Source organism: Amycolatopsis sp. CA-161197, from assembly GCF_050942255.1.
GTDB lineage: Bacteria > Actinomycetota > Actinomycetes > Mycobacteriales > Pseudonocardiaceae > Amycolatopsis.
The window spans coordinates 10470946-10490379 of record NZ_CP192059.1; the positions used below are offsets into that span (position 1 = coordinate 10470946).

Here is a 19434-nt window from a genome sequence, read left to right on the forward strand (position 1 = left end):
GGCCGTCACCGTCGGGAACACCGCCACCTACCATCGTGTTGAGACTAGTGCACAGGTCACTACGAGCGGAGGTTCACGGGTGGCTGCCGAGGAAATCAGGAACCTGATCATCGTCGGGTCGGGTCCGGCCGGTTACACGGCTGCGGTGTATGCGGCTCGCGCGCAGCTCGAACCGTTGGTGTTCGAGGGCACGCAGTTCGGTGGTGCGCTGATGACGACCACGGAGGTCGAGAACTTCCCGGGCTTCCGCGACGGCATCCAGGGCCCGGACCTGATGGAAGAGATGCGCAAGCAGGCCGAGCGTTTCGGTGCTGAGCTGCGGGCGGAGGACGTCGAGTCGCTGGAGCTGGCGGGCGACGTGAAGTACGTGGTCGCGAACGGCGTTCGGTATGCCGCGCGCGCGGTCATCCTGGCGATGGGCGCTGCGGCGCGCTACCTGAACGTGCCCGGTGAGCAGGATCTGCTCGGCCGTGGTGTGTCGGCCTGTGCGACGTGTGACGGTTTCTTCTTCCGTGATCACGACATCGCCGTGGCCGGTGGTGGTGACTCGGCGATGGAGGAGGCGACCTTCCTGACGAAGTTCGCCAAGTCGGTCACGATCGTGCACCGGCGTGACGAGTTCCGCGCGTCCAAGATCATGCTGGAGCGGGCCCGGGCGAACGACAAGATCAAGTGGCAGCTGAACTCGCAGATCACCGGGGTGGAGGGCGAGGGCACCGTCAAGGGCCTGAAGGTCACCGACACCAAGACCGGCGCCGAGAAGACGCTGGATGTCACCGGTTTCTTCGTCGCGATCGGGCACGACCCGCGCAGCGCTCTGGTGCGCGGCCAGGTCGACCTGGACGAGGAGGGTTACGTGGTGACGCAGGGGCGCACGTCCTACACGAACGTGCCCGGTGTGTTCGCGGCCGGTGACCTGGTGGACCGCACCTACCGGCAGGCCATCACGGCGGCGGGTTCCGGGTGCAGCGCGGCCATCGACGCGGAACGATGGCTGGCGGAGCATGGCGACGAGAACGCCCACGAGGCGTCCGAGCTGGTCGGCGGCGGCTACGGCGCCGGCACCCACTGACTTTCCGAGACCGACCCGAAGGAGAAACCATGGGCAACAACACCGTCAAGGTGACCGACAAGTCGTTCGTGGACGACGTCCTGACCAGCGAGAAGCCGGTCCTGGTCGACTTCTGGGCGACCTGGTGCGGGCCTTGTAAGATGGTCGCCCCCGTGCTCGAGGAGATCGCGGCCGAGAACGGCGAGAAGCTGACCGTCGCGAAGCTCGACATCGACGAGAACCCGAACACGGCGCGTGACTACCAGGTGATGTCCATCCCGACCCTGATCCTGTTCCAGGGTGGCAAGCCGGTGAAGCAGATCGTCGGCGCGAAGCCGAAGGCGGCTTTGCTGTCCGACCTGAAGGACGTCCTCTGATCGAGCGGGCGCTGTCCAGCTGCTGAGAACCCGGGCCTGCGAGAATCGTCTCGCGGGCCCGGGTTCTCGCACGTTCGGGCGAAGTGTCCGTGGCCATGATCACGCAGGTGCACGGGCGTGTCCGTCCTGCGGCGGCTTGCGCTCTCCCGGGGCATACCGACCGGGCCTACGCGCTCACCGAGAGTTCACAGGGCACAATAGGTGCCCTGGGCTTACCACCCACACAGGTTTTCTGTTTTCGCATCGAGCCGGTTTCGGTGCCCTAGGAAGAGCGAGGAGTGCATGCGGGTACTCCGCCGCGGTGACGCCGGTCCGGACGTCGCCGAGATCAGGTCGATCCTTGCCGGGATGGACCTGCTCCCGCCGGTGGCGGGGACCGAGCAGTACGGCACCTTCGACGCCGCCGTCGAGCACGCTGTACGGGCCTTCCAGCAGCGTCGTGGGCTGATCACCGACGGGGTGGTGGGCCCCGCGACGTTCCAGGCGATGAAGGGCGCGAGCTTCCACCTGGGGAGCCGTCCGCTGCAGTACATGCTGTCCTCGCCCGTGCAGGGCGACGACGTCTTCGCGCTGCAGGAGCGCCTCACCGAGCTCGGCTTCGACGCCGGCCGCCCTGACGGCTACTTCGGCCCGCAGACCGAACGCGCCCTCCGCACCTTCCAGCGCGACATGCGCCTCGAGTCCGACGGCATCTGCGGCCCGGCCACCATCCGCGAGCTGCACCGCCTTTCCTCGCCCCGCGCCCGCGGCGGCCGTCCCGTCTTCCTGCGCGAACAGGAGCAGGTCCGCCAGGCCGGCCCCCGCCTGCGCGGCAAGCGCATCGTCATCGACCCCGGCCACGGCGGCGAAGACCTCGGCGTCATCGCCGGCGGCCTCCGCGAAGCCGACATCGCCTGGGACCTCGCGCGCAGGTTGGAAGGCCGCATGCAGGCCACCGGCATGGAAGCGTTGATTTCGAGGGGCCCCAACCACAGCCCCACGGATTTCGAACGCGCCCGCTTCGCCAACGACGCCGGCGCCGACCTGTTCCTGTCCCTCCACAGCGACGGCAACCCCAGCCCCCGCGCCCAGGGCATCGCCAGCTTCCACTTCGGCACCGGCAACGGCACCACCTCCACGGTGGGCGAGCTCCTCGCCGGCTTCATCCAACGCGAGGTCGTCGCCCGCACCGGCCTGCGCGACTGCCGCACCCACTACAAGACGTGGGAGATCTTCACCCGCACCCGCTGCCCCGCCGTCCGCGTGGAGATCGGCTACCTCACCAACCCGGACGACAGCCGCAAACTCGCCGACCCCGCCTTCCGCGACATCGTCGCCGAGGGCATCCTCATCGCCGTCAAACGCCTCTACCTCCTCGGCGAAGGCGACCAACCCACGGGCACCTTCACCTTCGCCGACGTCTTGGCGCACGAGTTGGCCAAGGCTGAGTAGGTCTTCCCGTCCTTCACACATGAGCCGGGCCCTCCTCCACGAGGCCCGGCTCACGTCTTTTCGCAGCTGGGTCCGCTGGCGCTGGTCCGCTGGTCGCCGCCATGTCTTCCGGCCACCGCCCTCCACCGCCTGCCTGCGCTCTCCGGTCGGCGCTCCGGGCCCGTTCTCGATCTGCAATCCATGGGCTCCCGCTGGCTTGACCACGGTCCGGCACCGCTGGATGCCGCTCTTTGGCCGGCGCGTCCGTTTCTCGATCTGCAATCCATGGGCTCCCGCTGGCTCGACCATCGCCAAGCACTGGCTGCCTGCCGCTCTCCGATCGGTGCGCCCGACCCGGTTCTCGATGTGCAACCCACGGGCTCCCGCTGGCTCGGCCACCGCCCAGCACTGGCCGTCTGCCGCTCTCTAGCCGGCGCGTCCGTTTCTCGATCTGCAATCCATGGGCTCCCGCTGGCTCGGCCACCGCCCAGCACTGGCTGCCTGCCGCTCTCTGATCGGTGCGCCCGGTTCTCCATCTACAACTCATGGCACCCACTGGCTCAGCCACCACCCAGCACCGGCTGCCTCACGCCCGCCAACCGGCGTTCCCGGGCCCGTTCTCGATCTGCAGCCATGGCTCCGGCTCGGTCGCCACTCCACCGGCCCGCCCTTCACTGTCGATCCATTGCCCGTTGGCTCCGTCGCGACCCCGTGGTTTTGCAACCAGCCGGCTGCTCTCTCGAACGACTTCCACCCTCGGCTGCCGGCTTTGTTCAGCTGCGTGGTCAGGGCTCGTTGCCCGGGCATTGGCCTCGATAAACGCCTTCTGATCCCAGCTTTGCTCCTGCTTGCCGCTGCTTCGCTGCGGCGCTCGCCCCATACCTCGCCCTTAGACCTGGGGTCTAGCCCGTGGATCCTGGGACTCGTCCTTGGGCATGGGCACGATCACTGAGACCTACCGGCACTGCGCGGCAGCCGCTCCCAGCTTGAGCTGTCAGCCCTCCTGAATATTGGCGCGTGGCGCCAATAATCAGGAGCTAGCCGGCCTCAACCATCGCTCCTCCGGTATCTGCCCCGGGCCAAAGATTCACCGCCCCGCCCGGCAGCTCGCCAGTGCAGGCCTTGGTCTAAACCTCCTGCTGCAGGTCAGCAACCGGGGCTCGACCGTCGCCTCTGCCCGCCGGAGCGAGCCACCGCTCACCTGCGCTCGGGCCAGCGGCCGCCGGCCCCCTCCGACAAGCGGCAGCGCCCCGCCCGCCGGTCTTAACTCTCTGTTGCAGGGGCGGCCGACTGCTTCCGTTGGGCCGCCGCCTACTCCTGTTCGTCGTCTGATGACCGCTTCCAGCAGCCGGCAACTTCATGCCTCCAGCCCGAGGCACTGGCCGCTTCTGGCCACCTGTTCGGCCCCACGGACTCGGCCGCTGAGCTCGAGCTCGATCCGCGAGCTGAGCTCCGATCACCGATTACTCATCGCCGCTTCCACAGCCCGCCACGGAACCCCGAATTCCGCTCCACCAAGCCAAGTTCTGGTCACCGACTGTTGGTCGCCGCCCGATCAGCGGCCACCGCCCCCAGCTTTCGCGACTCAGCACCGGCCACCCACCGCCGACCACGACCTCCGATGACAGCGCCGGATCGCTGCGCTTTCCACGGCCCAAGCCACCGAACTCTTGGGGCCGGTCAGGGGCGTCGGCCGCGATCGCGGCGGGTCGCCGCGCGGTCCCACCGATCTCTGCACTGCGGACCGCGAAGATCGCCGCCAAGCCGATCTGCCGGTCGGTGTCCGCCCGTCGCTGCCCATCGTGCGCTGAGATCAGGCCGCGAGGCCCGGCTCCGAGGTTTGTAGCCGCGCGCCTTCGATTGCTCGCCGTTGCTCACTGGTTGCCGACTCGAACCGTCGCGGCCGGCAGTTCCAGCTCGCGCCGCGAGGACTGAGCCGTAATGCGCCGGCGCTGGTTGGGAGTCCTGGATTGATGCCGCCGTTCGGTGGCGTTGCGGTGATAGTGCCGTCTGGGCACTGGTTGATGCAGCCGGCCGTCGACCCTTTCAACTGCACGTCGCCTGAGGCAAGCCATCCGAGAGTGGCCGCGGGTGGCCAACTCCTAGCAGCACTCCGTGTCCACGCAAGCCAACAGTTGCGGCCCAACCGAAGTCCGTCGCCGAACCCGGGCCCGAACCTCCACGCCAAACCCAGCCGACCCACCATCACCGCGGCTTCGACCCCTCCGCCACCCGAGCTGATGCCCGGCCGTGGCGCCTTCGGAGGACTTACCCACAACCACTCCGGGTAGTCACGCGCATCCCTCACAACCAGCCGCACTCACCGCGTCACCAACCGCCCACCGCTGGCGCCCTGTGCACAACCCCGGCCCGGAAGTCACCCCAAGCGGTGCACGGGCCAACCCAGGTGGAGTAGTCCACCGCCAACCCCACAACCGGAGCCGTGCGACCGCTTCGACCGCCCCCGCGGACCGCCACAACCCATTGCGCCCGTCCCGGCGGGGACACACCACACCTTGGGGCAGCCCCCGCCCTCCTCGGGGGGCGTCCCCAGATCCAGTCTACTCATCCACAGGTTTTCCACGGCGTCTATCAGGGATCTGTGGATAACTCGGGGTTTCTTCCACAGTTGTGCACAGGTGGGGAAATCGGGTATTTCGGGCTGGGTAAGACCGTGGTACGTGGGCGTCGCGAAGATCTTTCGGGGGGGGGTGTGTCGAAGGGGTGGGGGTCGGTGGCGACGTTCCGGGTGAGGGGACAAGGAGGGCTGCCATGGGTGGCACGAAGTTGACCTCGGACGATGCGGTGCGTACGACAACCGGGCGAGGATTCGGCGAGTGGGGTGAGGTGCTCGACGCGTGGGGAGCGCGTGGTCAGGGCCACGGGGAGATCGTCGGCCGGCTCGTTGAGGAGCATCGGTTGGGCAGTTGGTGGGCACAGACAGTGACCGTCGAGTACGAGCGGTCCCGGGGGTTGCGGCCGCGCAACGGGGGTCGGGACGGGCTGTTCACGGTGAGTGCGAGCCGGACGATCGAGGCGAGGGTCGAGGATGTCTACGAGGCCGTGGTCGACGCGGCCGCGAGGGGAAAGTGGCTCGACGGCGATCGGCTCAAGACCAGAACGACGCAGCGGAACAAGTCGGCGCGGTTCGGCTGGGGCGACGGAGCCACGCGGGTCAACATCGGATTTGTCGACAAAAGCACGAAGACCCAGATCGCCTTGGCGCACGAGCGCGTCGACGAAGCGACCGCCAACGACTTCAAGACCTACTGGCGCAACAGCCTCACCAAGCTCAAGAACCAGCTCGAGACCCGCTGATCAAGCCCGCCCGAGACTCGGCTCCGCCGTCGTGATCGTCACCTGGCCGAGCAGCCGCTCCAGTGCCGCCTCGACGTCTTCCTTCCAGGTGATCGCCGAGCGCAGTTCCAGCCGCAGCCGCGGCCACTTCGAGTGCGGCCGCACGGTCTTGAAGCCGACGCTCTGCAGGAAACCCGCCGGCAGCACGCACGTGTGCTGGCCCATCGGGTCGACCTCGTCGGGCACGGCGTCGCCGAACGCCTCGATGGCGCGGACGCCGCGTTTGGTCAGGTCCTTCGCCACGGCCTGCACGAGCATCCGGCCGAGGCCGCCGCCGCGGAACTCCGGCAGGATCTGGAACGCGGTGAGCAGCACGGCGTCGGCGCTGGGCGGCGACGTGGGGAAGGCCAGGGAGCGCGGCACGGCGTTCGGCGGCGCGTAGAGCACGAAGCCGACCGGCAGCGTGTCGCTGTAGACGATGCGGCCGCAGGAACCCCACTCCAGCAGCACGCTGGAGACCCACGCTTCCTTCTCGACCTCGGTGGAGCCGAACTCCTCCGCCTGGGCCTTGAGGTGCGGCGCGAGCTCCCAGTAGACGCAACGGCGACAGCTCTTGGGCAGGTCTTCGAGGTTGTCGAGTGTGACGCCCACCACGCGACGCGACACCTGAAACCTCCCCGAATCCCTCACGACCGGCATCCGCTCCCCGCAAGAGCGCAGGAACGACCGGAAGAGCCACTCGAAGAATAGGACGATGTGATGAGCGCCGGAAGAGCGGGGACCAGGAAGAGGCCCTGGTTACACTCGATGGATCTACCCGCAGGTACCACCGAGCCCTCAGGTGTGTCGATGACCGAGAACCGCCCCGTCAAGCCGCAAGCCGGCCGCCACAATCTCGACCCTCACCTCGACCGGTACGCAGCGCGCACCGCCGGGATGACCGCTTCGGAGATCCGGGCCCTCTTCGCGGTGGCGAGCCGGCCCGAGGTCGTGTCCCTGGCCGGCGGCATGCCGAACCTCGCCGCGCTGCCGCTGGACACGCTGTCGGCCCAGGTGGCGGAGATCATCGCCGACGAGGGTCTCGTGGCACTGCAGTACGGGTCGGCCCACGGCATCCCCACACTGCGCGACCAGATCTGCGAAATCATGGCGCTCGAAGGCATCAAGGCGCACCCGGACGACGTCGTCGTCACCGTCGGTTCGCAGATGGGCCTCGACATGGTCACTCGCCTCTTCTGCGACCCCGGTGACATCGTGATCGCCGAAGGGCCTTCGTACGTCGGCGCGCTCGGCTCGTTCGCTGCGTACCAGGCGAAGGTCGTGCACGTCGCGATGGACGAGCAGGGGCTCGTGCCCGACGGGCTGCGCGAGGCGCTGCGGCAGGCCGAGAAGGCGGGCCGGCGCGTCAAATTCCTTTACACCATCCCGAATTTCCACAACCCCGCCGGCGTCACGCTCGCCGTCGAGCGCCGCGCGGAGATCGTGGAGATCTGCCGCGAGCACGGTGTGCTGATCGTCGAGGACAACCCGTACGGGCTGCTCGGCTTCGACGGCCAGACCTACCCGGCGCTGCGCTCGATCGACCCCGACAACGTGGTGTACCTCGGCTCGTTCTCGAAGACGTTCGCCTCCGGCCTGCGCGTCGGCTGGGTGCTCGCGCCGCACGCCGTGCGCGAAAAGCTTGTGCTGGCAGCGGAATCCGCGACGCTGTGCCCGCCCACGTTCAACCAGATGATCGTCTCGCGCTACCTCGCGACGCACGATTGGATGGGCCAGATCAAGAAGTTCCGCGAGAACTACCGCGAGCGCCGCGACGCGATGATTTCGGCGCTGAACCAGTACCTGCCGCCGGGCTGCTCGTGGACGATGCCTGAAGGCGGTTTCTACGTGTGGGTCACCGTGCCGGAAGGTGTTGACACCAAAGCAATGTTGCCGCGCGCCGTGACCGCGCGCGTGGCGTACGCGTCGGGCACCGGCTTCTACGCCGACGGTTACGGCTCGCGCCAGATGCGCCTGTCGTACTGCTACCCGACGCCCGAACGGATCCGCGAAGGCGTGCGCCGGCTCGCGGCGGTGCTGGAGTCCGAAATGGACCTCAGCCGCACCTTCGGTAGCGTGAAGGCACGCACCATCTCGGGGTCGGAAACCCCGTCGCCGGACACGGTCTGACCGGGTCCGCAGCAAAACCTAAGGAGTTCCCACGGTGGTCGACCGTACCGTTGCCGTGCTCGCAGGCGGGCTTTCCCACGAACGCGACGTCTCCCTCCGTTCGGGCCGCCGGCTTTCGGCCGCGCTGCGCGCCGAGGGGCTCACCGTGGAGGAGTGGGACACGGACGCCGGGCTGCTGGAACGCCTGCGTACGCAGCGGCCCGACGCGGTTGTCGTCGCGCTTCACGGTGGTGAGGGCGAGAACGGCTCCGTGCAGACGGTGCTGGAAATGCTCGGCGTGCCCTTCGTCGGAACTTCGAGCATGGGCTGCCGCCGTGCGTGGGACAAGCCGACCGCGAAGGCGTTCGTGCAGCAGGCCGGGTTCTCGACGCCGGACTGGGTTGTGTTGCCCCACAGCACTTTCCGCGAGCTCGGCGCGCAGTCGGTGCTCGACGCGATGGTAGAGCGCCTCGGCCTGCCGATGATCCTCAAGCCGGATCAGGGCGGCTCGGCGCTCGGCACGCAGGTCGTGCGCGAGGCGTCGGAACTGCCCGCGGCGATGGTCGGCTGCTTCGCGTACGGCGACACCGTGCTCGCCGAGCAGTTCGTCGACGGGGTCGAGGTGGCCGTGACGGTCGTCGAGGGTGAGCACGGCGCCGAGGCGCTGCCGGCCGTCGAGATCGTGCCGGAGAGCGGGGTTTACGACTACACCGCCCGTTATACGGCCGGTCTCACCGACTTCTTCACGCCGGCGCGCATTTCCGAGGAGGCGGCGAAGGCCGTCGGCGAGCTGGCCGTTGCTGCGCACCGCTGGCTCGGCCTGCGTGACATCTCGCGCACCGACGCCGTGATCACCGCCGACGGAACAGTGCACTTTCTCGAGGTGAACCTGTCGCCGGGCCTCACCGAGACGTCGACGGTGCCGATGGCCGTTGAGGCGGCAGGGAAATCGCTCGGGTCGGTGTTCGCGGACCTCGTGGCGCGGGCCGTCGCGCGCTGATCACCGCGCTCGGTAGAGGTCGCGCAGCAATGCGATCTCGGCGCCGTGGTGCAGCACTTCCTGGTTGACCCACCACACGATCTCGAGGAACGGCTCGTCCGGATCACTGCCGTGGGGATAGGTGCACAGGCCCACGGTGTCGAGTGCTGCGCCGTCGACGCTCAGCAAAACCTTCCGCCACGCAGCTGCGCCGGTTTGGAACGCGGCAGTCGCGGTTGCGGCGTCGCCGGTATCGACGTAGTCGTCACGGGTCAGCGTGTGGCTGCCTGACGTGTGGTCGGCGCGCAGCACCAGCATTTCGCTCAGGTGGCTGAGCCGCCACGCGATCGTCGTGACGGGCGGCGGCCACGGGTGGGGGTGGGGCGCCGAGTCGCGGCCCCACTCGCCGCGGCCGGCGAGGAACGTCGCGCGCGGCCCCGGGCCGGCGGAGCGCCGCCGCACCGACCAACAGTCCGGCGCCGGCTCCCACCGGAACTCGTCGTCGGTCATCGGGTCGACGGAGACGGGGGTACCGTCGCCGCTGTCGACCGCCGGTCCGCCGAGGCGATCGGCGAGCCGGCCGTACGCGAAGTCGAACTGACTCAGCAACGGCGCCAGGCGCGAAGAGATCACGGAACGCTCCTTCGGGAGAGCTGGGTTCCGCCAACTCTCCCGGATTCCCGCGCCGCGCGACCGCCGATTTTTCCCGCGCCCGCGGCGACCACCCAGAGTGCCGGTGACCGTCCCGGTGAGCAATCATCACCGTGACGAAACGACCCTGGGTGATCCCTAGTCGGTTTCCTCTGTCTGATTCGCCGTTTTTTCGGTCGAGTTCGCGTCGATGATCGAGACGATGCGTTCGAGATCGTCGACCGAGCCGAACTCGAGGACGATGCGTCCCTTGCGGCGGCCGAGGTCGACCTTCACTCGGGTGTCGAAGCGATCGGAGAGACGGTTGGCCAACTCCTGCAGTCCCGGTGCCTGAATCGGCTTGCGGGGAGCGGGCTTCGGCTTCGCCGGCTTTTCGCTCTTCTTCAGCGTGACGGCTTCCTCGGTGGCGCGCACCGACATGCCCTCCGCGACGATCCGGGCCGCGAGCTCTTCCTGGCTTTCCGGATCTTCGAGCGACAGCAAAGCCCGCGCGTGCCCGGCCGAAAGCACACCCGCGGCCACCCGACGCTGCACGGCCAGCGGCAGCTTGAGAAGGCGGATCGTGTTGGTGATGACGGGCCGGCTGCGGCCGATGCGGCTGGCGAGCTCCTCGTGCGTCACCGCGAACTCGTCGAGCAGCTGCTGGTACGCGGCCGCCTCTTCGAGCGGGTTGAGCTGGACGCGGTGGATGTTCTCCAGCAGCGCATCGCGGAGCATGGACTCGTCGGCGGTCTGGCGGACGATCGCGGGGATCGCTTCGAGCTCCGCTTGCTGCGACGCGCGCAGGCGCCGCTCGCCCATGACGAGCTCGTACTCGCCGTCGCCCAGTTCGCGGACGACGATGGGCTGCATGAGCCCGAACTCGCGGATGGAGTGTTCGAGTTCGGCGAGCGCATCTTCGTCGAAGACCTGGCGGGGCTGCTTCGGGTTCGGCTTGACGGCGCTGACCGGGATCTCCCGGTAGACCGCGCCGGCGACCTCGCCGCTGACGGGAGTCGCCGCGCCGTTGGCCGCGAACCAGCCCTTCTCCTCACGCGCCGCTTTGTCCGCGGGCGTGCCCCCTTCGACGGCGGAGGACGCCGGGCCGGCCGTGGTGGCCGGCCCGGTCGGGATCAGGGCCGCGAGCCCCCGCCCCAGCCCTCCTCTGCGCTCAGTCATGCGGTACTGCTCCTTCCTTCGGTCGCGCCACGCTCCGCGATCTCCTTGGCGGCGTCGAGGTAGCTCATGGCGCCACGTGAACCGGGGTCGTAGGAGAGCACGGTCTGACCGTAGCCAGGCGCCTCCGAGACCTTCACACTGCGCGGGATGACGGTCTTCAGGACAGTGTCGCCGAAGTGGTTGCGGACCTCGTTGGTGACCTGGTCGGCGAGCTTGGTGCGACCGTCGTACATCGTCAGCAGGATCGTGGAGACGCGGAGCTCGCGATTGAGGTGCTGCTGCACGAGCTCGATGTTGCTCAGCAGCTGCCCCAGACCTTCCAGCGCGTAGTACTCGCACTGGATCGGGATGAGCACCTCTTGCGCGGCCACCATCGCGTTGACGGTGAGGAGGCCGAGCGACGGCGGGCAGTCGATGAAGACGTAGTCGACGCCGATCTGGTCGAGGATCTCGGACGAGAGCGCCTCCTTGAGCCGCGTCTCGCGGTTCGCCATGGAGACGAGCTCGATCTCTGCGCCGGCGAGGTCGATCGTCGCGGGCACACAGAACAGGTTCGACGACTGCTCGCTCACGGCCGCTGCTTCGGCAAGCGTCACCTCACCGATGAGCACCTCGTAGATCGACGGCGTGCCGGACCGGTGGTCGATGTCGAGCGCGGTGCTGGCGTTGCCCTGGGGGTCGAGGTCGATCACCAGAGTCTTCAGCCCGTGCACGGCGAGCGCGGCAGCGAGGTTGACGGCGCTCGTCGTCTTACCGACGCCGCCCTTCTGGTTGGCGACCGTCAGCACCCGACGACGGATCGGGCGGGGGAGCGTGCCCTCCTTCGGGTGCAGGACGCTCGCAGCGCGGACGGCTTCTTCGGCGATCGGCGTCCAGCCCAAGTCGTGGCCGGTGCTCGCAGGGTCGGACGGTCGGGGATTCACCGGTCTCGACACCTCCTCTTGATAGACGACTCGTTGGCGTTCGGACCGCGGTGTTTCACGTGGAACGTCGCGGCCGCACTCGTACGCTTAGCTCCGCCTGCCGCGTGGCCGGGACGGCTTCGGTGGCAGGCGGCGGATCATCACGACCGTGCTGGGGACCTCGAGTACTGCCTTCCCGCACTCGGCGAGTTCTGGATCGGCACCGCCGGCCTTCCGCACAGCCACGCGGTCCCGCTCGATTTCCTCTCCCGCGCTGGCTCCCTTGAGCGCAACCAGACGACCTTCGGGGCGAACCAGCGGAAGACACCAGCCCGCGAGGCGAGCGAGAGGAGCAACAGCGCGAGCGGTGACGACGTCTGCGCCACCCAGCTGCTCACGCACAGACCGCTCCTCGGCGCGTCCACGCACGATGGTGATCGGGAGTTCCAGCTTCTCGGCGACCTCGGCCAGCCAGTCGACCCGGCGGGCCATGGGTTCGAGGAGAACGATAGCGAGGTCCGGTCGAGCGATCGCCAGCGGCACACCCGGAAGTCCCGCCCCTGACCCGACATCGACCACGCGCGCTCCGTCAGGAATCTGCTCCCCGATAACAGCCGAGTTCAGCACGTGGCGCTCCCACAACCGCTCCACCTCACGCGGCCCGATCAGCCCCCGCTCGACCCCATGCGTAGCCAGCAACTCAACGTACCCAGCCGCCCGGTCCACCCGCTCCCCGAACACCTCCGCCGCCGCAGTCCGCACCATCGCGGTGGCGCCGTCCAAGCTCACGAAACCCACTCCTCGGTCCGCGCGTTTCACGTGAAACGCGCTCGCTCGATTGTCCCCGATGGCGCGCCCAAATCGAGCCGACAGACCGCAACTGTGGACAACTCCACTCAGGGAGCCGAGTGTCCACAGGGGTGTTTCACGTGAAACCGTGTCGACGTGGTGGTGCACGGCGGTCGCGGTTTCACGTGAAACGCCACACTTGTAATTCGTTCCGACTGGCCGCCCCAGCACGACGTGACAGAGCAGTCGACCGGCGAAGGACTCCGACGTCTCGCGGGCCCTTCTCTTGGCCACCGCACGGCTGGAGTCGAACGGGGATAAGGACCGAGTCGGCCGGAGAAGTGCGGAGCTCCAGGGAGCGCAGGGTCGCGGAGGCCCGACAGGACCGCGCGGTGTAGTCAAGCTGACCGCGGTGGCCAATACGAGCGAGCGTCTGGTGCGGCGCCGAGGCCACTCCGTGCGCGCTGCTCGGCGGACGGACAAGGAAGAAGGCGCTGCGCGTGGCGGTCCGCTGAGCGGCGACGGAACCGGCGACACCCGCGCAAGGCCAGGCGGCATCAGTGGGCGCGGTCCCGGTGGGTACGGAGTCGCAACGAAGGTCGTCGGGTGGCCGAGTGGTCTCGTCCGAGTACATGTGGCTGCACGTTCGGATCGGCTGGGAGTGCAACAGCGGGCACCTCGCCAGTTGCCGACGGATGGACTCTCGGTAGGTTTTCGGCCGCGCCGTCGGAGGGCTGCCTGCGGCACAGCCACGCTGGCCCCGGGGTGGGTCCGGGTCGCGCGTGCAGTCGTAGGAGTCGGCAGAGTCCGAGAAGCTCCGCGCTCGGCGAGATGGTTTGAGGGTGTCACTGGTATGGGTCGCGGCCGGAGATGCGCTGGGATCGAGCCGGTATGCGCGAGGTGCGCCTGGGTAGTGCCCGGTGGGTTGAGTGAGCGCGCCGGCGCATCGATGGTCAAGTTGGCCATCGGTCGGTGTGGGGTCCGCGCCGGAGTCTCGAAGCCCGGGGGATGTCGCGTCGGCCGGAGTGAGCGCCGGCGACATCGGGGTGGGCAGTCGGAACTAACTTTGCGGATAGAGCGGGTCGCGGTGATATCGGGGCGGAGTGAGGGGGGTGCGGGGTCATGGCCGTGCGAGCGCTGCATTGCCAGATCGCCGGACCAGCCCAACGCCGGTAGTCCGTCATCTCCGGAGCGCAATCCGCGGACCGAGCAAGCGGGTGACATAGTGGCACCGGATCAAGACCGCCGGACCATGATCGCGGCAATGGGTTCGGGCCATGCGTCGGGCCGACAAGCGCGAGACCAGATCCTCCGCAGGTTCGAGGCGGCAACGCGATCAGCACGCAAACAGGCCCGCTCCACGGGGGCCGGACGATGAGCGCGGCACCAGGTCAACGCCGCAGCAGCAAGGCATGAGCGCGGCAACCCGGTCAAGCCGCAGTGACACCACGATGGGCGCTATCTGGGGTCGACGCGCACAGGCACGACGATCAGGACAGCAGCCAGCTCAGGCCACGCCAGCAAGGTGATAGGTACGGCAGGGATTGCACGCAGCGCGGCCAAGACCAAGCCACGGAAGCAAGTACACGCGGGAGCAGAGGCCAAATCGCAGCGGCAACGGGGGAGCCGAGCCGGAGCGCAGCAGCAAGGCGGCACAGCAGCGAGGCATCGAGGCCGCAGCGCGCTGAGGCACGGTGGCCAGCACGGAATCGAAGCTGGGCGACGGCACGCAGGTGGGTTTGGAGACCGGTCCCGAAACACTGGCCGGGCGGCAGTCTCGGTAGCAGCCTGCAGGGCCCGGCGGCGATCGCGGAGCACGCCCGGAACAGGGCCGAAGTAGATGGGCATGAGGGCGGATCCAGGCGTTGCGGCGCGGCAGCAGCGTGCGGGACGCGGCTGGCAAATGCGGAAGCGGAGCCGGAGCAGCGCCGCAAATGAATGGGTGTGAGGACTGGCCCGGGCCGCAGCAGTGAGGCGGCACGCGCGACAGCAGCGAAACTCAGCCGGCGAGCCCGGGAGCGGAGCAGGAACAGGGCACGGCAGATGGGTGCCGGAATCGGGGTCGAGCTGTAGCGGTGAGGGCCGCAGGCGTGGCAGAAATGCGCGAGCCACGGCAAGCCAACGTGGAAGCGGAGCCAGAACAGCGAGGCAAATGGATGAGCGTCAGGAGCGGAGCCGGGCCGGGACGGTAAGGCGGCACGAGCGACAGCAACGCGCGAGCCGCTAACGCGGAAGCGGAGCCAGAGCAGGCCATGGCAGATCGGCGCGCGAAGCGGGTCCGGGCCGCGACGGTGGGGCGGCACGCGTAGCGGCGGCGTGCGGGACGCGGCTGGCGGACGCCGAAGCGGAGCCGGAGCGGCGCCGCAAACCGATGGGTGCGAGGAGCGGGCCCCGGGCTGTGGCGGTGGAGCAGCATGAGTGGCAGCAGCGTGCGGGGCGCGGCTGGCAGACGCGGAAGAGGAGCCAGAGCAGCGCCGCAGACAGGATGAGCGTGAAGAACGGGTCCGGGCCATAGCAGTCAGGCGGCACGGGTGTCAGCGGCGCGGGACGCAGCCGGAAAACGCGGAGCGGAGCCGGAACAGGGCACGGCAGATGGGTGTGGGAAGCGGAGCCGGAGCGCGGTGGTGAGGGGCGCGGCGCAATTCGCGAAACGATGCCGGCAAGTGCGGGGGGGGCGCCGGAGCAGGGCCCGTATACCGATGGCCGCGGGATCGGAGCCTGGACATTAGCGGCGGAGCGGGGCGCGGCAGCAGTTTGCGAAACATTGCCGGCAAGTGCGGGAGAGGAGCCAGAACAGGGCCCGCAAACGGATGGCCGTGGGAGCGGAGCCTGGGCCGTAGCGGCGGGGTGCGGCTTGGCAACAGTTTGCGAGACACGGCCGGCGTGCACGGGAGCGGAGCGGGAGCAGGGCCGCGAGCGGATGGCCGTTGGGGAGTGGAGCCCTGGCCGTGACGGTGGTTCGGTACGCGGCAGCGATGCGCGAGAACAGCCGGCGAACGGGGGAGCGGAGCCGGGGTGGGTCACAAGGGGACAGGCGCGTGGGAAGTGGGTTCGGTCGGCGCAGTGGTGAGGCAGGCGTGAGCTGCAGGCAGTCAAAGGCTGCAGGCGGCCATAGAGCTGCGGGCGACCAAAGGCTGCAGGCGGACGAAGGGCCGGGTCAATGGCGGCCGCACCGAAGCGGTGCGGGTAGCGGAACAACAGCGTGCAAGACAAAAGAAGCGGCCCACCGGATGTCCGGTGGGCCGCTTCTGCTCAGTGCTTCGCAATACTCCGTGACGCGTCCAGATCACCCGCATCGAGCCGCGGCGGGAGCGGCGGCGCGGGTCAGGAGGCTCAGCCCTCCGGGAAGATCACCACGCGGCGCTTCGGGTCTTCGCCCTCGCTTTCGCTGGTGACGCCGTCCACGGTGGCTACCGCGTCGTGGACCACCTTGCGTTCGAAGGGGCTCATGGGCTGCAGGCGGACGCGTTCGCCGCTGGACAGCACTGACTCGGCGGTGGAGCGGCCGAGTTCGCGGAGCTCCTCGCGGCGGTCGGCGCGCCAGCCGGCGATGTCGAGCATGAGGCGGCTGCGGGAGCCCGTCTCCTGCTGGACGGCGAGGCGGGTGAGTTCCTGCAGGGCCTCGAGCACGGTGCCGCGGGGGCCGACGAGCTTTTCGAGGTCCTCGCCGCCGTCGATGCTGATGATGGCGCGGCCGGCTTCGACGTCGAGGTCGATGTCGCCGTCGTAGTCGAGCAGGTCGAGCAGGCGCTCGAGGTAGTCGCCGGCGATGTCGCCTTCCTGCACGAGCAGGTCGTCGCCGCTCTGCTTCTCGTCGGCGGCGTCGGCGGGGGCACCCTCGGTGGGTGCGGCCGAGGCCGTGGTCTCTTCGTCCTGATCGGCGTCGATCGTGTCGACCGTCTCCGACATCATTCGTCTCCTCTCCGAACCGGGGGCGTCAGCGACGCTTCCGGCCCGACTTCCTGGTCGAGTCCTTGAGGAGCCCGGGAACCCCGGTTCCGTTCTCCTTCTTCGATCCGTTCTGGGCCGGCTGCTGCGCCGGCTTCGACGGGGTCGCCTTGGTGTCCGGCTCGGACGAGTTGGCCTGCGAAGCAGCTTCGGCCGCAGCGGCCTTCTTGCTCTCCACGCCACCCGAGGAAGACGGGGGCTTCGTCTGCGCGAAACCGTGCGCCGAACCCGCCTTGGTCACCTTGCCCTGCTGCTGACCGTTGCCGGACGGGTTGTTCTTCTTCTGCTGCACCGGCTTCTGCCCGACCTTCGGAGCCGTCGGCTTCTGCCCCGGCTTCGGCCCGAGCGACGCCCGCTTCTCCGCGGCCTCCGCCTTGCGCGCGGCCTCTTCCTTGTCGATGCGCGTGTACACGAGCCGCTGCTGCATCAGCGTCCAGCCGTTGTTCGCCAGCCAGTAGAAGAGCAGGCCGAGCGGGAACAGGGCACCGAACACGAGCACACCGAGCGGGAAGATGTACATCGTCAGCTTGTTCATGATCGCGGTCTGCGGGGTGGCCGACGCGGCGTTCTGCCGGGCCACCGAGTGCCGCGCGGTGAGGTGCGTGGCGATCGACGCGACGATCATCAGGGGCAGCGCAACCGGCAGCACGCTCCAGTGGAACCCGACCGCACCGGTCTGGCCACCGGCCACCACGCCGACGCCGTTGTAGACCGCCTCGCCGAGGTTGACACCGAAGAGCTTCGCGCTGACGTAGGACTGCACGTCGTGCTGGTTGAAGAAGTAGTTCTCGGTCTTCACGCCGCCGCCGGCGGGCTGGATCGTGAACGCGCGCAGCACGTGGTTCAGACCGATGAACACCGGAACCTGGAGCAGCATCGGCAGGCAGCTGCCCAGCGGGTTGACGCCGTGCTCGCGCTGGAGCTTCTGCATCTCCTGCGCCTGGCGCTGCTTGTCGTTCGCGTACTTCTTCTGGAGCTTCTTCATCTCCGGCGCGAAGTCTTGCATCTTCTTCATCGACCGGACCTGGTTCACGAACGGCTTGAACATGATGCCGCGGATGGTGAACGTCAGGAAGATGATCGCCAGGATCCAGGAGATCGCGGTGCCTTCACCGAACGCGAACCCGAAGACCTTGTGCCAACACCACAAGATGAAGGACACGGGGTAGTAGATGAAATCGAGCACTGAGCTACTCCTCGATCGGTGTTTCAGGCATGCGGTGGCGCCAGGAGAACTTCTCCGGCACCGGGTCGCGACCGGGTGGGGTCCACGGGCCGCAGCGCAGCAACCGGCGCAGCGCGAGGTAGGAGCCGCGGCCGGCACCGTGCCGGGTCAGGGCTTCGACTGCGTACGCGCTGCAGCTCGGGTAGAAGCGGCAGGCCGGCGGCAGAAAAGGCGAGATCGCCTTGCGATAGAACTTGATGGGGAGGAGCAGTACCCACGCCACCGGCCCGGGGCGGCGCGGGGCCGTTTCCCCGGTGACGTCGGTGCCGCCGTGGGTGTGCTCGGGAGTGGCTTGCATTGCCGTTACACCGCTGATCCGTGGTCGGGGGCCGCGTCCTGCTGACGCGGTTGCCGGGGAGCACTTTCCCCGGCGGTGCGGCGGGACGAGGTGAGTCCGAGCCGGCGCAACGCCGCGTCGAGATCGGCGCCGAGCTCCGCGCTCGAAGCGGACGCCGCCGGAGGTAATGCCCGTACGACCAACGAGCTGCCCGGGGGCAGTGTTCCGAGTCGGGCCGAAACGAGATGCCGCAGTTGCCTGGTCACCCGGTGGCGCACCACCGAATTGCCGACGGCCTTGCTCACCACAAAACCCGCCCTGGCCGCATCGGGTGCGGCCGCGGACGGGTCCGTGGTCAACGCGTGGACGACGAGGCGACGCCTGCCTGCCCGGGAGCCCCGGCGGAGAACGACCCGGAAGTCTTCACTCCGCCGTAGACGTGCGGCTGCGGGCAGCACGGCGCGCCTCGACGAGCCGGATCAGGCGGACAGCGCGGCGCGGCCCTTGCGACGACGAGCCCCCAAGATGGCCCGGCCGGCACGGGTCCGCATGCGGAGGCGGAAACCGTGGGTCCGCGCGCGTCGGCGGTTGTTCGGCTGGAAGGTGCGCTTACCCTTGCTCACTGCTACTCCTGTGTCTCGGCCGTCGGGCGACGGATTTTCGGCCGTCTACCGGCATGTCGTGCGGTCGCACGGCAGTCTCTGGTGTCTCCTACCAACGTGTGGCCTCGTCACGACGAGCGACGACATACGTGGGCACGCGAAACGCACCCGTCGCTTACGGGAGACCTTACGAGGGTACGCACCCCGGTCGGGAGCCGTGCAGGCACCCCCTCCGCCACGCTCGGCGACCGGCCCTCGACCTCGCCTTCCCCCACGCCGGGGCACCGAATGGCAACACGCCGTACACCGTGAAATGCTTGCGCCCGACGACGGCTTGTGGCAGCGGGCGAGGCTTGTTAGGTTGCCTCTTCCGGGTCGCCCGGTCTCGAGGCGAGCGGCGGTATCGCCACCGGGGTGTGGAGGCGCCCACGGCGAACGCCGAGCCCGCAGGTGGCGTGGCTGCGGGCAGCCGTACATTAGTGCACAGCTGTGGACAACTATGTGGATATTCGCTGTGCCCGCGCGCAGGTCGGTCCAAGGTGACGTCCAGGGGAGTGTTTCACGGGCGTGCTTGGGGTGATTCCGCCGTTCACGCCGACGAGGGGAGGGGAGCCAGACAG

The 19434-nt window shown here is 68.7% G+C and carries 16 protein-coding genes; 6 read left to right on the forward strand and 10 right to left on the reverse strand.

Going from position 1 to position 19434, the window contains the following annotated elements:
* The first annotated feature begins 79 nt into the window (after positions 1–79).
* The 4 genes from trxB (at position 80) to ACQPXB_RS49615 (ending at position 6156) form a co-directional block, all read left to right on the forward strand.
* Positions 80–1072: a thioredoxin-disulfide reductase gene (gene trxB / locus ACQPXB_RS49600; protein WP_386943925.1), complete on the forward strand. Its 993-nt coding sequence runs from the start codon at positions 80–82 to the stop codon at positions 1070–1072.
* Between the two features lie 29 nt (positions 1073–1101).
* Positions 1102–1428, forward strand: a complete 327-nt coding sequence (gene trxA / locus ACQPXB_RS49605; RefSeq protein WP_220240252.1) for a thioredoxin — start codon at positions 1102–1104, stop codon at positions 1426–1428.
* A 282-nt stretch (positions 1429–1710) separates the two neighbouring features.
* Entirely contained in the window at positions 1711–2859 is a 1149-nt protein-coding gene (locus tag ACQPXB_RS49610; RefSeq protein WP_432849028.1) for an N-acetylmuramoyl-L-alanine amidase, read from the forward strand.
* A gap of 2751 nt (positions 2860–5610) precedes the next feature.
* Positions 5611–6156, forward strand: coding sequence for a DUF4287 domain-containing protein (locus ACQPXB_RS49615; protein ID WP_432849029.1), 546 nt, complete (start codon positions 5611–5613; stop codon positions 6154–6156).
* On the opposite strand, the gene ACQPXB_RS49620 is transcribed toward ACQPXB_RS49615, so the two are convergent.
* Positions 6157–6801: a GNAT family N-acetyltransferase gene (locus ACQPXB_RS49620; RefSeq protein ID WP_364053952.1), complete on the reverse strand. Its 645-nt coding sequence runs from the start codon at positions 6799–6801 to the stop codon at positions 6157–6159.
* Positions 6802–6984: 183 nt separating this feature from the next.
* Between ACQPXB_RS49620 and ACQPXB_RS49625 the strand changes: the two genes are divergently transcribed.
* Complete coding sequence (locus ACQPXB_RS49625; protein ID WP_432849030.1) at positions 6985–8304, forward strand: PLP-dependent aminotransferase family protein; 1320 nt, start codon at positions 6985–6987, stop codon at positions 8302–8304.
* A gap of 34 nt (positions 8305–8338) precedes the next feature.
* Positions 8339–9283 carry a D-alanine--D-alanine ligase family protein gene (locus ACQPXB_RS49630; protein ID WP_366589886.1) on the forward strand — a complete coding sequence of 315 codons (945 nt, stop codon included), beginning with the start codon at positions 8339–8341 and terminating at the stop codon, positions 9281–9283.
* Here the strand turns inward: ACQPXB_RS49630 and ACQPXB_RS49635 are convergent, their stop codons facing one another.
* The 9 genes from ACQPXB_RS49635 to rpmH form a co-directional block, all read right to left on the reverse strand.
* The gene (locus tag ACQPXB_RS49635; protein ID WP_432849031.1) at positions 9284–9895 is read right to left on the reverse strand and encodes a DinB family protein; all 612 of its coding nucleotides are present in this window, start codon (positions 9893–9895) and stop codon (positions 9284–9286) included.
* A gap of 156 nt (positions 9896–10051) precedes the next feature.
* Positions 10052–11071 carry a ParB/RepB/Spo0J family partition protein gene (locus tag ACQPXB_RS49640; RefSeq protein WP_366589882.1) on the reverse strand — a complete coding sequence of 340 codons (1020 nt, stop codon included), beginning with the start codon at positions 11069–11071 and terminating at the stop codon, positions 10052–10054.
* On the reverse strand, positions 11068–11994 hold the full coding sequence (locus tag ACQPXB_RS49645) for a ParA family protein (protein WP_366589879.1): 927 nt from the start codon (positions 11992–11994) through the stop codon (positions 11068–11070). Before ACQPXB_RS49645 ends, ACQPXB_RS49640 begins: the two co-directional genes overlap by 4 nt.
* 87 nt (positions 11995–12081) lie before the next feature.
* Positions 12082–12762, reverse strand: a complete 681-nt coding sequence (gene rsmG / locus ACQPXB_RS49650) for a 16S rRNA (guanine(527)-N(7))-methyltransferase RsmG (protein ID WP_220245399.1) — start codon at positions 12760–12762, stop codon at positions 12082–12084.
* Positions 12763–16095: 3333 nt separating this feature from the next.
* Entirely contained in the window at positions 16096–16671 is a 576-nt protein-coding gene (locus ACQPXB_RS49655) for a protein jag (RefSeq protein ID WP_432849032.1), read from the reverse strand.
* A gap of 28 nt (positions 16672–16699) precedes the next feature.
* Entirely contained in the window at positions 16700–17896 is a 1197-nt protein-coding gene (yidC, locus tag ACQPXB_RS49660; protein WP_386943917.1) for a membrane protein insertase YidC, read from the reverse strand.
* A gap of 4 nt (positions 17897–17900) precedes the next feature.
* On the reverse strand, positions 17901–18233 hold the full coding sequence (gene yidD / locus ACQPXB_RS49665) for a membrane protein insertion efficiency factor YidD (RefSeq protein ID WP_366589870.1): 333 nt from the start codon (positions 18231–18233) through the stop codon (positions 17901–17903).
* A 5-nt stretch (positions 18234–18238) separates the two neighbouring features.
* On the reverse strand, positions 18239–18670 hold the full coding sequence (gene rnpA / locus ACQPXB_RS49670; RefSeq protein ID WP_360607482.1) for a ribonuclease P protein component: 432 nt from the start codon (positions 18668–18670) through the stop codon (positions 18239–18241).
* A 21-nt stretch (positions 18671–18691) separates the two neighbouring features.
* Positions 18692–18835, reverse strand: coding sequence for a 50S ribosomal protein L34 (gene rpmH, locus ACQPXB_RS49675; RefSeq protein ID WP_285971341.1), 144 nt, complete (start codon positions 18833–18835; stop codon positions 18692–18694).
* Positions 18836–19434: the final 599 nt, after the last annotated feature.

Bases quoted from the DNA above. Each gene is read 5' to 3' on its own strand.
- trxA (WP_220240252.1), top strand. From the start codon at position 1,102: ATGGGCAACAACACCGTCAAGGTGACCGACAAGTCGTTCGTGGACGAC.
- ACQPXB_RS49610 (WP_432849028.1), top strand. From the start codon at position 1,711: ATGCGGGTACTCCGCCGCGGTGACGCCGGTCCGGACGTCGCCGAGATC.
- ACQPXB_RS49615 (WP_432849029.1), top strand. From the start codon at position 5,611: ATGGGTGGCACGAAGTTGACCTCGGACGATGCGGTGCGTACGACAACC.
- ACQPXB_RS49625 (WP_432849030.1), top strand. From the start codon at position 6,985: ATGACCGAGAACCGCCCCGTCAAGCCGCAAGCCGGCCGCCACAATCTC.
- ACQPXB_RS49640 (WP_366589882.1), bottom strand. From the start codon at position 11,071: ATGACTGAGCGCAGAGGAGGGCTGGGGCGGGGGCTCGCGGCCCTGATC.
- ACQPXB_RS49655 (WP_432849032.1), bottom strand. From the start codon at position 16,671: ATGTCGGAGACGGTCGACACGATCGACGCCGATCAGGACGAAGAGACC.
- yidD (WP_366589870.1), bottom strand. From the start codon at position 18,233: ATGCAAGCCACTCCCGAGCACACCCACGGCGGCACCGACGTCACCGGG.